The 15,310-nt window shown below is 41.4% G+C and carries 14 protein-coding genes, 2 tRNA genes and 2 pseudogenes; 12 read left to right on the top strand and 6 right to left on the bottom strand.

Translation table 11 applies throughout. The features are described from left to right. The first annotated feature begins 39 nt into the window (after positions 1-39). The 10 genes and pseudogenes from VA249_RS07105 to VA249_RS24310 all read left to right on the top strand — a co-directional run. Positions 40-1,373, top strand: a pseudogene (locus VA249_RS07105) (O-antigen ligase family protein). A 116-nt stretch (positions 1,374-1,489) separates the two neighbouring features. Continuing rightward, complete coding sequence (locus VA249_RS07100; RefSeq protein ID WP_221069604.1) at positions 1,490-2,239, top strand: acyltransferase; 750 nt, start codon at positions 1,490-1,492, stop codon at positions 2,237-2,239. Next, positions 2,232-3,350, top strand: a complete 1,119-nt coding sequence (locus tag VA249_RS07095) for a glycosyltransferase (protein ID WP_221069602.1) — start codon at positions 2,232-2,234, stop codon at positions 3,348-3,350. The genes VA249_RS07100 and VA249_RS07095 overlap by 8 nt, the downstream gene beginning before the upstream one ends. Before the next feature lie 11 nt (positions 3,351-3,361). Further along, entirely contained in the window at positions 3,362-4,816 is a 1,455-nt protein-coding gene (locus VA249_RS07090) for a GumC family protein (protein ID WP_221069857.1), read from the top strand. Between the two features lie 130 nt (positions 4,817-4,946). Then, positions 4,947-6,041 carry a glycosyltransferase gene (locus VA249_RS07085; RefSeq protein WP_225927110.1) on the top strand — a complete coding sequence of 365 codons (1,095 nt, stop codon included), beginning with the start codon at positions 4,947-4,949 and terminating at the stop codon, positions 6,039-6,041. 37 nt (positions 6,042-6,078) lie between these two features. Further along, complete coding sequence (locus VA249_RS07080; RefSeq protein ID WP_221069853.1) at positions 6,079-7,206, top strand: glycosyltransferase family 2 protein; 1,128 nt, start codon at positions 6,079-6,081, stop codon at positions 7,204-7,206. Between the two features lie 148 nt (positions 7,207-7,354). Further along, positions 7,355-7,960, top strand: a complete 606-nt coding sequence (locus VA249_RS07075; protein WP_225927121.1) for a sugar transferase — start codon at positions 7,355-7,357, stop codon at positions 7,958-7,960. Between the two features lie 327 nt (positions 7,961-8,287). Further along, positions 8,288-9,145, top strand: a complete 858-nt coding sequence (locus tag VA249_RS07070; protein ID WP_221069599.1) for a hypothetical protein — start codon at positions 8,288-8,290, stop codon at positions 9,143-9,145. A 50-nt stretch (positions 9,146-9,195) separates the two neighbouring features. After that, entirely contained in the window at positions 9,196-9,402 is a 207-nt protein-coding gene (locus tag VA249_RS24315; RefSeq protein WP_221069597.1) for a LuxR C-terminal-related transcriptional regulator, read from the top strand. 1 nt (position 9,403) lies between these two features. Next, positions 9,404-9,558 (top strand): annotated as a pseudogene (locus VA249_RS24310) (IS5/IS1182 family transposase); the annotation flags it as partial. A 104-nt stretch (positions 9,559-9,662) separates the two neighbouring features. Here the strand turns inward: VA249_RS24310 and VA249_RS07055 are convergent. Beyond that, the gene (locus tag VA249_RS07055) at positions 9,663-11,057 is read right to left on the bottom strand and encodes a tetratricopeptide repeat protein (RefSeq protein WP_221069595.1); all 1,395 of its coding nucleotides are present in this window, start codon (positions 11,055-11,057) and stop codon (positions 9,663-9,665) included. Positions 11,058-11,295: 238 nt separating this feature from the next. Here VA249_RS07055 and VA249_RS07050 point away from each other — a divergent pair, with 238 nt between their 5' ends. Beyond that, positions 11,296-11,622, top strand: coding sequence for a hypothetical protein (locus VA249_RS07050; RefSeq protein ID WP_221069593.1), 327 nt, complete (start codon positions 11,296-11,298; stop codon positions 11,620-11,622). Positions 11,623-11,755: 133 nt separating this feature from the next. On the opposite strand, the gene VA249_RS07045 is transcribed toward VA249_RS07050, so the two are convergent. Continuing rightward, entirely contained in the window at positions 11,756-12,868 is a 1,113-nt protein-coding gene (locus tag VA249_RS07045) for a helix-turn-helix transcriptional regulator (RefSeq protein WP_221069591.1), read from the bottom strand. A gap of 247 nt (positions 12,869-13,115) precedes the next feature. Here VA249_RS07045 and VA249_RS07040 point away from each other — a divergent pair, with 247 nt between their 5' ends. Continuing rightward, complete coding sequence (locus tag VA249_RS07040) at positions 13,116-13,313, top strand: helix-turn-helix domain-containing protein (RefSeq protein WP_221069851.1); 198 nt, start codon at positions 13,116-13,118, stop codon at positions 13,311-13,313. A gap of 257 nt (positions 13,314-13,570) precedes the next feature. Here VA249_RS07040 and VA249_RS07035 read toward each other — a convergent pair. From VA249_RS07035 to VA249_RS07020, 4 genes are all read right to left on the bottom strand, one after another. After that, positions 13,571-13,647 (bottom strand) — tRNA-Val (locus tag VA249_RS07035). A 29-nt stretch (positions 13,648-13,676) separates the two neighbouring features. After that, positions 13,677-13,753: transfer RNA gene (locus VA249_RS07030), tRNA-Val, on the bottom strand. 190 nt (positions 13,754-13,943) lie between these two features. Next, positions 13,944-14,282: a hypothetical protein gene (locus VA249_RS07025; protein ID WP_211919130.1), complete on the bottom strand. Its 339-nt coding sequence runs from the start codon at positions 14,280-14,282 to the stop codon at positions 13,944-13,946. Between the two features lie 189 nt (positions 14,283-14,471). Continuing rightward, positions 14,472-15,134 (bottom strand): DUF2726 domain-containing protein, encoded by a 663-nt coding sequence (locus VA249_RS07020; RefSeq protein ID WP_211919132.1) that lies wholly within the window; start codon positions 15,132-15,134, stop codon positions 14,472-14,474. Between the last annotated feature and the right edge of the window lie 176 nt (positions 15,135-15,310).

The raw sequence follows: 15,310 nt of genomic DNA, 5'->3' as shown, positions 1-15,310 counted from the left end.
GATCGTGGCCTTATCGGGGCTGGTACGCTTTTTTTCATTATGATGGCTCTGAGCGCAATCGCTGTGAGCTGGTACTTTTTCCCTCATCCATTTATTGGCTTAGCCATCGCACTTATTCCTTTGGCATTATTATTCACCGTAAGAATGCTGTTTTGGTTTATGCTGCTGTTCGTCGTGTTTTCATTTTTCCGAATTCACGAGGTTTTCCCTTTCCTAATACCATTAAAGTTGCCTCTTCTGTTCTCTCTCGGCGCGTTATCCTCCATTTGTTGGCATCTTTTCATCAGTCGAAGTCTTAATGTTTACTGGCACCCATCAATGACATGGCTGCTGTTATTCTGGCTAGTCGTTATTAGCAGTATCGTTTTTGCTTCAAACAGAGGTGTGGCGATGGCCTCTTTTCAATCGATATATTGGAAAATTATGGTGATGACACTAGCGATTATTTGGATCGTTACCGATAAAAAATATCTCGCAAAGACATGTTGGGTGATCATCATCTCAGGTGCTCTGGTTAGCATGGTTGCGTTGTATAACACGACGATGGGTATTGGTTTAGTCGAGGGAAGCCGCGTAACTATTGGCCGCGCGATTGGTTCAGTACTGGGCGATCCCAATGATTTGGCGCTTGTTTTGCTGTTTCCAATGGGATTTAGTGTCAGCGTTATTTTAAGCTCACACATCAGAGTTCAATGGCGGATTTTAGCCACAATAACGACCTTGTGCCTAACTCTTGCTATTATTGCTACGCAAAGTCGCGGTGGTCTTCTAGGTATGCTAACGGTCTATGCCTACTTTTGTTCTCAAGTTATCCGATCCAGGTTGATGTTAATTACCATCGGGTTACTTGGTGCGGCTTTGCTCTATGCCGCGGCAGGTATTTCAGGTAGAGCCTCCGGAGGAGCAGCTGAAGTAGGTATAGACGCATCCGCAATGGGAAGACTTTACGCTTGGGAAGCCGCGGCGAAGATGGCATTAGATAACCCATTGTTCGGTGTCGGGCTTGATAACTTCTACTTCAATTATTTTTATTACAGCGCCCATTGGGATGGGCTTAATCATGCCGTGCACAGTACGTGGTTTGGTGTGTTAGCTGAAACGGGTTTTTTAGGACTGTTTTTGTTTGTCGGACTCATTATTTCACTATTAAAAGCCGCTCATTCGACCATTGTAAAACTCAACACAACACTAGGCCCCCCCCAGAAGATACGCACAGCAATCAACACGGGTACCTCCTGACATGTGCAAAAGCGGTGTTTGCTGGCCTACTTGGTACCATTGTGTCAGGTACTTTTCTTACCCAGGGGTTTGTTTGGCCAATCTATATATTGGCAGCGCTGACCGTTTCTGTATCAAAAATAGCGCAAAATTGATTCTCAATATGAGAATCACCACAAGAGCACAAGTTAAGCCATTGTTTCACATATAAATATTAGTTGGCATAAAGCATGTAAAGACATTGTAGCAATCTATTTTAAAGGGACGCACTATGCTAACGAATATGACATTCAAATTAAAAACATGGCTTAAAACCAGTAACTCCCAATCTGCGAAGTGGCTATTTCGTACGTTAAAATCAATAGCCGTTTTCGATCTCCCTCTACCACAATTTATCAATCTCGCGTTGTACAACGTTTTGTCCTTGATACGGAATATTTACCAAGGGCTCTTTCGCGTATTCATATTGACACCAGCCTTTCGCGGTCGTTGCTCTCAAAGTGGCAAGCAGCTTTACCTCTATGGAGGCCTACCTTTTGTTACTGGGCCTTTAGATATTGAACTTGGAGACTATTGTCGAATCTCCGGACAAACGACGTTTTCTGCCAGTAGTCATACCCACCAGCCCAGTTTACATATTGGAAATAACGTTGATGTCGGCTGGCAAACAACGATGGCTGTCGGTACAAAAATTATCATTGAAGACAATGTAAGAATCGCTGGACGCAGTAACTTCTTTGGTTATTCAGGGCATCCGATTGACCCTGAAAAAAGAGCCAGAGGCGAAGCCGACGATCTCAACCAAATTGGCGATATCATACTGAAACGCGATTGCTGGCTAGGCACAAATGTGATCGTAAAGGCAGGGGTTACTATCGGTCAAAACAGCATTATCGCGGCTGGTAGCGTCGTGACAAAGAGCATTCCGGACAACGTCATTGCTGCGGGGAATCCTGCAACGATTGTTCGTCATATTGACACATCATCGACTCGGACACCGTTGGAGGCCGATTATGCATGATTTAATTGTTTTTGGTGAAGACTTTGGTGGACTGCCATCCAGTACTCAACACATCGTTAAGCTGTTAAGCCACAACCGCAAAGTGCTTTGGATTAACTCCATTGGTCTCCGAAAGCCAAGATTAAGTAAAAAAGACACCTTACGAGTGTTCAAAAAGCTTATTTCCCGTTCTGGAAGTAAACACACTTATAGTGACACAAGCGATAGCCGCGCTGAGAATATTACGGTCGCCAATATCAAAACCATCCCTGCGCCAAAATATGCTTGGGAACGCTCGATTGCGAAACGGATTATGCTCCATCAACTTCGCCCTCTCATTAAGCGTCTCAAATTAGAAAACCCTATTCTTTGGACCTCATTACCAACTGCGTCAGATTTATGTGGCGAGCTCAATGAAAGTGGCGTGGTTTACTACTGTGGGGACGATTTCGGCGCTTTAGCGGGTGTGGACCACAGTACCGTCTTGGAGCATGAGCACCAATTAGCACGGCATTCTAACCTGATCCTTGTAGCAAGTGATGCAATGCGCCCCAGGTTCCCTGCCTCTAAAACACTCCTTGTTCGCCACGGCGTTGACTACTCGTTATTCTCGACGCCTATTGAACGTGCGAACGATCTCCCAGCAGGAAAGCCCATTGTTGGCTTCTATGGCAGTTTATCTGAGTGGCTCGATCTTAACTTTATTCAAGAGGTAGCTAACGCAAAATCTGATTGGAACTTTGTTTTTATTGGCCCCCAAGAAAAACCCGTTCCGGAGTTATCAGCATTGAGTAATGTTTACTTGCTTGGCCCACGCCCTCACCACCAGCTGCCAAGTTATAGTCAGCATTGGCAAATGAGCTGGCTTCCATTCAAGAACAATGCACAAATTAAAGCATGCAGTCCACTCAAATTGATGGAGTACATTGCGTCAGGTACACCTATCGCGGCAACTCGATTTGACGCCACTAAGCCGTACAACCAGCAGATCAATGAGGTTCACAGTAGCAATGCAATGATCGCCCTGCTTGACCATCCTGAGCAGTGGATTTGTCCTGATCGCCATTGTGTTAAAGAGGAGAGCTGGCAGCAACGTGCTCAGTTCGTCGATTGGCTATTGGAGTTGTTATGAATACAAAAAGCATTAGTCAATTGAAGTTGAGGCTGTTCAATATCATCATCGCCGGCTGGCGACAGCGTTGGGTCATCGCGCTACCTATGTTGTTGCTACCCATGATCGCCTTTGTCGCATCCAACATTACCCCAGCAACCTATAAATCTCATACCAGCTTGTTGATTCAAGAAACGGCGAAAATGAACCCATTTCTTGAAGACATTGCGGTATCCACCATGCTTAACGACCGTTTAAACGCCATTCAAACCCTGTTAAAGAGCCGACACATACTTGGCATGGTTGCCTCTGAACTAAACCTCGTCAATGAACATACATCAGAAGCAGACAAAGAAAAAATCATCGCACATATCGCCTCCCATTTGACTGTGCATCAAATGGGTAAAGATTTACTCAAAATTGAATACCGCTCCGAGTCTAAAGAAGACATGAAACCCATTCTTGAATCGGTCAGTCGTCATTTTATTGAACAAGTTCTGGCACCAGAGCGTTCCTCTATTGTTGATTCAAGTAAGTTTTTGGCACAACACATTGATAAGCGCCTTTCTGCTTTACAAAAATCAGAAGAAAAACTGGCTCGATACACTAACGAGCATACTGCACTCACACCGGAGCTTCAGTCTCAAAGCTATGCACGTTTGGCCATGCTGAAACAACGCCTCGCAGAAAAGCAAGCTGAACTATCCGGCGTTGAACGGAGTTTGGGTTCGCTAGATCAGCAGCTCTCGCAAACCAACCCTGTGGTCGGTCGGATTGAAGATCAAATCATCGAGGCTCGCAGTGAATTGACCCTGCTGCAAGCAAAATACACCAACAATCACAGTGCAGTACAAGCTAAACAACGCGATTTAGACCGATTGGAATCTGAGAGAGAAACACTGCTCGCCTCGAAACAGTATAATCTCGATGCTGATCAGCTTTGGGACGTTGCTAGTAGCCAGCATTTAAATGCAAATAACACGGTACAGCCATTATTGATTTCTCAGCTCACTTCTCTACAAAAAGAGCGCGGCCGATATGAATCTCTCAAAGAAGAAACGAACCGCTTGAACAATATGATCTTAGATTTAGAACTAAAATCACACCAATTCGGCGACCATGTGAAAGAGATATACCGATTACAACGCGATGTTGAAATGAAACGTCAGTTGTATGAAGAATTAATCCAACGGTACGAAATGGCTCAATTGACAGGCTCACTAGGTCGGTTTGAAGAGAGCAAACGAGTGAAAATTATCGATCGCCCTTATACACCTACGCGACCATCCAACTTCTCTACCTTGCTATTTGTTGTCTCTGGTCTCGTAGGCGGATTCGCACTTGGGGTTGGTATCGCCATCATCCTTGAATTGTTTGACTCTACCATTCGCACCAAATCAGATATTAGCGCAATCACCTCAGTTCCGGTTCTAACCGTACTTCCAAAATTTACCTCGCCGAGCAGTCAAATTGATTCTCAAACTTAAATGAGCACAGAACACATATAATAAGCGATTAAAAATCAATATCTTAATGTAGGCACAATAAATGCAAACAACAAATGTAAGTTGTCACAAGCATTATGTAGGCATATTAATGTTGATTGAGGAGAATACGATGGAAACACAAAAAATTGCCCATATTGTTCAACACCTCAAACCCGGAGGCTTAGAAAGTCTCGTGCTTGACATGATTCAGTTCTCAAGCGCCAACGCCGTAGTAATAAGCCTAGAGGGTACAAAAAAAGAAGCCATCCGTGACTGGCCCAAGCTCGCCAAATACCAAGATAAACTTCACTTTCTGAATAAGCAGCCTGGCTTGCAGGGCTCATTACTGATCAAGCTTCACAAATTGTTTAACCATCTACAGTTAGATGTGGTCCACACCCATCATATTGGCCCTCTTCTTTATGCCGGAGTCGCCTCTAGAATGGCTGGTATCAAACACCGCATTCATACCGAACATGATGCATGGCACTTACGCAACCCGAAGAGACGAACACTCGAATCAACAGCGCTAACACTCGCCCAACCGATCGTTGTCGCAGATGCCAAAAAAGTAAGCAGCCACCTACAAAATTATTTTCCAAAACAGCACATTCATACCATCGTCAACGGAATCGATACCCGCCGCTTTGTTCCCGGAAATAAACAGGACCAACGATTACGTCTCAATCTTCCTTTATCCAAATTGCTCATTGGGAGCGCTGGCAGACTAGAAACAGTAAAAGGCCATGACCAATTGATCTCTGCCCTACGCCACTTGCCAAATCACACTCACTTGGCTATCGCAGGTGATGGTAGCCAACGAGAATCATTGGAAGCACAAGCAAACATTCTCGGTCTTGCTGATCGAGTCCATTTTGTCGGACACATAGAAAAAATAGAGCACTTCTATCAGGCATTAGATGTATTTTGCCTACCATCTCGGAATGAAGGTTATCCCCTCACTGCACTAGAAGCTCAAGCCTGCGGCATCCCTACCGCGGTCACCAATGTCGGCTCAGCGAAAGAAGCTCTTTGTCCAAATACAGGCGTTCTTCTCGCTTCAAATAATGTCCGTCAAATGGGGGCAACGCTTAGAAAGATGCTCCTAAACCTAGAGGTATTCAGCACCCACCCACGCAAGTTTGTCTGTGCTGAAAATGACATTCGCAAAATGGTTTGGTCGTATGAACAACTTACGACACCCAACCAAATAGCACTACGCTAGCGGGAGATTCAGTATGACTTACGTTGATTTATTCCTCATGACTGCTTGGGTTTTATGTCTTTTTCTTATTATTTATCATCATATTGGGTATCCCTTATTACTCAAATATCTTGCAAAAAAAAATAATGGTAACGAACACAGCCTAACTCAACAAAACAACGCTGATTACCCAAGTGTCACGGTGATCATCCCAGCCTACAATGAGGAGCAATGGATCGCAGACAAATTGCGAAATTGCGCGATGATAGACTATCCCCGCTCTCGCCTTACGATCAAACTTTACTGCGACGGGTGCAGTGATAACACGGCAGAAATCGCCCGGGAAACGATTCAAGAAGCAATATGCTCCGATACCTTGTTTGAAATTATCGAGTATTCCAAAAATCGAGGAAAGGTGAATATTCTCAACACTGCAATGCAAAGTGTTACGACCGATCTCACCGTGCTCACCGATACCTCAGCGTTAATCTCCATAGACGCTCTGCAGATTGCTAAATCGCATTTTGAGAATGAAAAAGTTGGGGTTGTTAATGGCCAGTACGTCATTTTTAATGCGGCCACTGAGGGAGAAGATGCCTATTGGCACTACCAAAATAAAATAAAAAAAGCAGAAGCCCATCTCGCCACAACAATGGGCTCACACGGCGCATTTTACATACTCCGAACGTGTTTGTTTGAGCCACTAGATTCAGCCACTATCAATGATGATTTCATCCTACCCATGCAAATCGTGAAAAAAGGCTATCTTTCGGCATACGATGCGAACGTTGTCGCAACGGAATTAGAGCCAACAACGTTTAAAAATGACTTCTCAAGACGAGTGAGAATATCAGCAGGAAATATGCAACAAATCATTACGTTATCTGCACTATTTAACCCAAAGTTCAAAACAATTGCCTTTGCTTTCGCGTCAGGTAAAGGACTGCGCTTGCTAACTCCTTACCTAATGATTGGTGTTTTTATCTGTAGTTTTTTACTGCGCGATTTCCCCATATTTGAATGGTTCTTAATTGCTCAATTACAACTCTATGCGGTAGTCATTATCACGACTATTTTTGGTAAATTGATCCGCTTTAAACCATTGCAATGGCTCAATTATCTACTCATTGGTCATACTGCAAACTTTATTGGTGGCATTAAATACTTATTAATTAAGCGCGCTTAATGGCTCACTCGAAATGACTCAACGAGTCCGTTCATTTTGATAACCACACTCGCAACAACACCCATTTTTCGAAACAACAGCCATCTTTCGAAACAACTTGGAGTAATACGTTATGGATAACTATTTACGCTCAAAACGCTCAGTAACCATGTGCAAACGTGTGGTCGATATCTCGGGGGCGATCATCGGCCTGCTAGGTCTACTACCAATATTGCCATTTATCATGTTGGCTATTCGCATGACGTCCCCCGGCCCGATTTTTTATACCCAACTTAGAGTTGGCAAATCGCACATAGACCACGTAGAGCTATTTGAAATCATCAAATTTCGGACCATGTACCAAGATGCCGAGGCACGAACCGGTGCCACTTGGGCGACAAATAACGACCCTAGGATCACACCTGTCGGTCAATTTTTGCGGAAAGCCCGACTCGATGAATTGCCTCAACTGATTAATGTACTCAGAGGCGAAATGTCATTAATTGGACCGCGCCCAGAACGACCAGTTTTCTATCAAAAACTAGAGCAAAACATCCCATTCTTTACCGACAGAACTTATGGTGTGTTACCTGGCATCACCGGACTTGCGCAAGTTAATCAGGGGTACGATACATCCATTGAAGACGTAAGAAGAAAAGTCGGATTTGATCACGGCTACGCACTATCCCAGCATTCACTAACAAGTTGGTTTAAAACTGATTTGATGATTACGATGAAGACATTCGTGATAATGCTAGATGGTCGAGGACGATGATGGACAAGAGATTACAAGATACGAACACCAGAAACAACTGAGCTACGTACCCAAATTTTATTCCTAACCATTCAAATTGAATGGTACGTCCGAGTGGACTGATGTCTCTCTTCGCGTAGAAAATCCAATTGTGACGATAACTCAAACCCACCTAAGGTCAACAGAACAAATCAGGGCACTAAATGGCGAAGTGTCGCACTTCGGACTTGAATTCGGGTGTTGGATTGAGTGTATCAGCACCTTATATCAAAACGGTTGTGGGGGAAATGAGGCATCGAATATTATTAACTATAATTATTGATACCATCATCAATAACTACATCTCCTATGTCGCCTGAACAACTGTCCACCATCATTGACCAAATCTATTCTGCAGCACTTAACCCCAACGAATGGCGTGACGTAGCTTTAGCTATTCAATCAGTCATTGGCGCCCATACAGTAAATTTTGTAATCGAAGATACAAAGAATAAAAAGTTTCGATTCCTTTTCACAAATGGAGCAACTTTGGATCAGCTCGAAGTATACGGTAATAGTGTCATGAGTCATGATGAGCTGACTGCACATTACAACGCGAAACCAACAGGTATTGCATACCTCTCACAAGAAGAATGGACTGTACCGCAACTGAATAATTTCTCAGCTTACCAAGAATTCTACAAAGAAATTGGTAGCACATACTTCATAGGAGGAGAGTTTTATCGCTCCAAAAACTCAAGGGCTTACGTCTCAGTTGCTCGATCTCATCTCGACCCATTATTTACAAAAGAGAACCAGAGTGTTATGCAGCTATTGCTACCTCACCTTAACCGTGCGCTATGCATTGGTATGCATTTTATAGAAAAAGAGAGTCAAATTAATAGCCTCAAAGGTGATTTAAACCATCTTCAAGCCGCAATAATATTACTGTCAGAAAAGGGCAACTTGACACACGCTAATGCCCTGGCAGAACCTTATATTTTGAATAACTTAACTAATAAAGGGAACTGCCCTGTACGATTACCAGACTTGAGAGCTAACAGACAGATCCAAGAAAGCATAAGGCGGATACTAAACTCAAGCGAAATCCACGAGCCCATTTATACAAATTTTGAACACATCGGGGGCAACACACCGCCATTTGTACTTCTTGGTACAACGAGTCCAATACACATCACTGGGCAGGGGATACCGCGAAGTGTTTAATTATCGTAATCCCTGCCTCTCCAGAACATATTGTCACTAACAATGTGAAAATGATGTATGACCTATCAAACGCTGAAGCGAGGATCCTTAAAGAATACCTCGATGGTAAAAATGCTCGCGACGTAGCACAATCTCTCTTTGTTTCAGAATCGACAGTCAGATTTCACGTTCGAAATATTCTTCTCAAAACACATTCGAATTCAATGTTAGAAGCGACCGTAAAAACGTTGAAAATGCTATCTCTAACTATTATATGATCACTATCGCTCAATATCTGAGACCGCAATGTTCGTTATAAAAGACTAACAAGTGATAAATTAAGCTTGAAATATTATAACGCTCAAGTTGTTGAAATCATGGCGAATGTCAAAGCAATAAACAAGGTCATAGGACTAGCTATATCCGTCAGAAGCTGGCGGCTAGTTACATATGGTGTTGTTTATCTTCTCGCTAATTTAATCAACAAAGCCTACACAAAGCATTCAGAAAAAATGCGTATAGTTAAACTTATTTAATATCATAAACTTAACTCTTCTATAGGAACTAAAACGTTTAAACATTCTGCTGTCGTTAAAGAGTCGCATACTTTAAAGTCCGCTATGAGAGCAGGTGGAAATTCTCCATTTATATCAAAGAACTTATTAGAACTTGATACGTTATAAGATGGTTTAATTCGGAATGATAGTTGCGCAAGAAAATATGCTTTATTTTCATCTTTATTAACATACTCTCCTGACAAATAGATATTAGATAAAAACACCAAAGCATCTACATCCCCTTTACTTGCAGCAGTCCAAATATAAACAAGACCTTTATGTATATCACCTTCATTTCTTACACGTTTAAGAAGTTCTATTCCTAATACCCTCAAGGCCAACGCATTGCCTTTTTCAATAGATTCCTCAAACAATGGATTATATTTACTTTTATTATCTTTTTGCAAACGATAAATATAAGCCAACCCAAAACTCCCGATTGGATAACCATGTTTTTTTGCTAACATAAAATGCTGTTGTGCTTCGGTTAATTTTCCCATTGAAACATATACTCTCGCTAATTCAATATGCGCCGGAGAATATCCATTTTTTATTGCCTCATTAAAGTAGTAAATTGACTTCACTATGTTTTTTTCTAATCGACTACAACCACAGTAGTAAGCACGAGCAAGAGCAAAACTCCCAAAACCATTGTGTTGCGATTGTGCACTTAACATTATTTCTAAGCCTTTATTTTTATCCTTTTCTATTCCAAGTCCAAAAAAATGCATATAACCCGTCGCGGCCAATGCATGAAGATAATTCAAATCCCTTGGGTCTGAGAACATCAGCACTGCTTGATATAAAGCTAGGGCTTTATCAAAATTATATTCAGTATTAAGTTGCAGTAGATAGCTATCGGCCACCTCCAATTTCGCAAGTGTAGACCCTTTCCAAGCTGCAGCTTGATAATAATTCATTGCAAGCTCGGGATCAGGAACGGTACCAACTCCTACTTGATGATAACGTGCTAGAGTATAAAGAATATGTGAATCTCCATTTTTTACCAAGGTGTTTATTATATTAAAAGCTTTACTCTCATTTTTCTCTACACCACTACCACTTTCATACGCCAATGCATAACGTAATGCTGCTTTATCACTTCCTTGATTTGCAGCGTAACAAAACAAAACAAACTTTGAAGATTCAAATTGACTTGGGGTATAGATATCCATCTGAATGGCAAGGGCAAGTAGCGACTCTGGTTTTAAAGATTTTGCTTTATCAATAAAAGCGCTGAATCTTGGAGGTAATGATCTTTCAAGGTTACTAATTTGGCTTTCAACATCAAACGTTGAACAGTTAGCAAAGGCCTGATTAAGCGATAACATTAAGAAAAATATAATTAAATTAACTAGCAGCATAAATTTTTTCATTCGTAAAGCCTCATGAATTGACAAAATACACTTTCATATCGTTAAGGTTAAGATGTGTTTCATCAAACGTCACTATCAATATCAATAGTTATTCAATAAAAAACACCCACCATATGAAAACTATCAATTTCGATAGGGCGAAAAATAATTATCATTCCTAATCTTATATTACTAACGCATAGTTGCTAGCCAATTGGCAACTAGAGAACTCATGTCATCAGAAAAATAGGAGTGTATAATGAAACAACTAGTTATGGCGATAATTACCTTACTACTGCTCGTACCGCAAATCAATGCGCGAGATAGGCATGACCGTACAATTATCATTGAAAACAACACTAGCTTTCGATTAACATATTTTTGGGTAGCAAATGTAGGAGGAGACTATTCTCCTAGAGACTTGCTTGGTCGCTCAACTATAAGACCATATTCTGAACGAGAAGTAGATGTTGAAGATTATTCAGGATATTGTATGTATAACGTTCTGGCAGTATTTGAGGATGGCGAAGAAATATTTGACACAATAAATGCATGTGAAGACCTGTATTTCTCAGTATACGAATAATAAACTGGTGACCAATAGAGGGAGAATTTATCAAAAACTTCACCTCTGCAGTATTTACAATTTAACATTAGTTACAGATTGGTTTTATTGATTCTGCCGCATTAAAAACACAAAACCATGTAGCTCATAAAGCCTAAAGAATGTGGGCTATTCTTGCAGTTGAGAATGCACATGCGACGAGTTGATGTTGGGAACAAGTGGATGTCTTCCTCATTAAATTTTTTAAATGAAAACGTACCGTTGCCTTGCTGACGAATAATGCTTCCGATATTTCCTGCACGTTCTTTCCTGTCATCAATAATCGTAATACATTGTACTCTTTATTCGTAAGATCATAATGGAGCGCAAGTACTGGTTGAGCCTTTGTCGATGAACCTAGGCAAAATAGAATGCAACATGCATTGTCACCTACCCAATTTTGATGATTGTACCTAGGACTCCAAGGCAAAAAGACTAGTGTTTTTCTCTCCGCTTTCTCAAAGTATGGAATACTACAACCCTCGCTATACGCGCTACGATGCAAGATGGCATCAATTACCTTATGCACTTTTAATGTAAGCTTATGAGATGGTAATTTGATCGGGTAAGTCGTTTGACTTTGTGGTCGCTTATCAAGAAGCTCACTAGCAGCATCATTAGAAAATAGTATTTTCCCGAAATGGTTAAACATAACGACTCCGGCATCTATGCAATTAAATCCATATTCAAGTTCGTGAACGCGTGCATCATAGTCCAATAACTGTTGATTGATAAACATCGAACGTTTGAGATGAGTAAGTAGTCGCTGCAGTGCAATTTTGCTTTCTTTCGTAAATAACGTGTCATTCGCAGCACGAGCAATAGACAAGTATGCCCGTCTATCCGATGTTTTATAAAATTGTCCCGTGGCAAAATAGGTCATGCGGTGACGAGAATAAAACTCTTGGTAAGACCGAATCTTACTTAATCTATCCTGGCCCCAAAAATGTTGCGACAGCATAGCTGTTCCCGTCGGCGTCGCGTCAAAAATCTCCAATACTGGATCGTCATTCATGATGTCTCTTGAATAATGCTCAATGGCACTTTGATCAAGCGCACTACAGTAAACATAAGCCAACTTACTCGGGTTTAAATCCTCGACGACAAAATTCACATTATGCCCTCCAATCGCCTGTAATATTAAATTGGAAATCGAGGACCATTGAGACGAGTCTAGCGAAGCGCCATAAATTTGATCAATCAGGGCTAGTAGTTTCTGCTCATGCATTGCAAGTACTTAGAAGTTTGTTTGCCATTATCAAATTTTAGTTCGCTCTCCCATCCTCCTCCACCCATTCAAAAGTCTTCTTACAATGCGTAATTTTTTCCATCCGGTGAGATGTCCAAAATAACAGGATTTGTGCAAACACGTCGCATTGTGCTTTCATCAATCTCAGTAGTAAAAACTTTGAGCCTGATTAACATCCCTTCATTTTGGGGGGTAAACCAAGTTCAGTGACAAAGGCGAGCAGCTAATTGAAAAGAAAGAAAAAATTGAGGAAATAAAAATTTCTCAAGCATCAATTGCCCAAGAGATCAGAATTCAAAGGTCGGCTATTTCAAAAGTTGCCATAAATAACGACTATGTGACAACCACCAGCACATTAGAAGCTTTATGCCGATATTTTGATTGTAAAATTGAAGATTTAATCAAATACATACCCGAAGATTAATTTCATTCGCTGAATCTAGAGTACGTGTAGACAGTTCAGCAAGCACTTTTATCGAGTAACTGAACTGACTCATTGTGTTTAATCAAAGAGTAAGCGGGCACGACATTTTATTCCGTGCCTAAAATACTTGGAGTCATGAAGATCTATTTTTGTATTGAAAGCCTAGCTACAGTTAGGCTAGAGATCTTTAAACGACAGGCACAAAAAAGCCCGCTAAATTAGCGGGCTTTGGTGCTTGTTCACGAAGAACTAAAATTTGGTGGGTCCGACCAGATTCGAACTGGTGACCCCTACCATGTCAAGGTAGTACTCTAACCAACTGAGCTACGGACCCAAATTTTATTCCTAACCATTCAGATTGAATGGTGCGTCCGAGTGGATTCGAACCACCGACCCCCGCCATGTCAAGGCGATACTCTAACCAACTGAGCTACGGACGCATTTTTCTGGAACGAGATGGATATTAGCTATATCCCATCAGGGGTGCAAGCATAAATTCACACACTTTGATTCGTTTGGCGAAAATCTAAACTCAAGACCTGTTTTTAGATGGTTTTATCACCACCCATCAAACGTAGTGAACATAAAAGTGTGATCTATCTAACTTTTCTTTGTTGAACGGATACATCTTTAATTGTCGTATGGCACTTCACTTAACATCCAAATCTGCAACGTTTGGGAGACATTCGGGCAATCACCAAACAGAATTTGATATTTGGGTGTAAAAGGCTCGCCAATATACGTGGTTCTAATCAGCTTCCCGGTTTTCAAGTCGACTTGTGTGCTCACTCGGCCTTTGAAGTTTTGGAAAATGGCAAATTGCTCACTGTGATAAACCATCTGCTCGCGATAAAACAAGAAATGGTCTTGCGGAGTACCCGTCAGCTGACACTCAAGTGGTTTAAGTAAAGGCTGCCCATTGACACTAAATGCCAGTAGAAATGTTGAAAGAACCCATCCTAATCGCATCACACTTCCCTATTCTTGTGTTTTTATCAAAGTATAGGCCTTTCTCAAACGATGGGATCCCTCAGGATTACAGCTTCTAAATACTGGGCTTAGATAAGTACTGGTCTTATATAAGTAGCGCGCTCATATAAGAAAGGCTTCAACCCTTTGAGCCAAAGCCTTTGTTATTACCTTGAAGTGAATAGACGCTTATTCATCTTCCGTATCAAACACGACATTATAGTTTTCAGTGTACGTACAATTTGGTTGGCGACTACAGGTAAAGAAACGTCGTCCTTTAAACTCGCCCTGATTCGCGGTCTTTATCACCATTGGACTACCACATTTCTTACAGAATCGAATTTCTTTATCTGATTCAATTAAATCGATATGGGCGGCCAAAAGACGACGCAAACGCCCTACTTGATAGCTATGCTTCACCGATGCACCAATCAGAGGCAAGTTGGCTGATTTGCATACATGCATGAGCAGTTTTTGTCGTTCAACTTTGCCCTTAGTCAACAGTTGCCCGTTATCGAGCTCAACAATAACGCGAGGCTCCAAAGTTCTTGGGTCACAGATTACGTAATCAAAATAGCTGCGCGCTATTCGATTGCTAGCAACAAACAACTGTTTTTTATTTTTAATACTTTTGGGAGTGATTACACTCGCCATATTCACTTTGGCAAATACTACTGCATGTTCGCCAACTGCGGATCTTAGCGCATTGTAAAACGCGCTTTCTTGTCCTCTAAGCAATGGCCCTTTGCTTTGATACGGATAATCTCGAGTATCATCATGTTTGATCACATACTTTTGAATAATGAAGAAGAATACGACAAGAAGAACAACAATGATAAAGATGTTGGTCATAGATAAAATGCGCCCAAAACAACGAGTTACTCAAAGCCTAAAGGGAAAACTTAGCAAGAGCAACAAAACCCCAAAATTTCGGAGAAGATAATAGCAGTCCTTATCAATTTGGGCACTAACCAGATATTAAAGAAATGAACTCGCTTTGAATGTCAGCCTCATTCGCGATCATTGGA

This window comes from Vibrio alfacsensis (genome assembly GCF_019670485.1).
Classification (GTDB): Bacteria; Pseudomonadota; Gammaproteobacteria; order Enterobacterales; family Vibrionaceae; genus Vibrio; species Vibrio alfacsensis.
The sequence above is the reverse complement of the archived record's forward strand: the minus strand, read 5'-3'. Positions and strand labels throughout refer to the sequence as shown.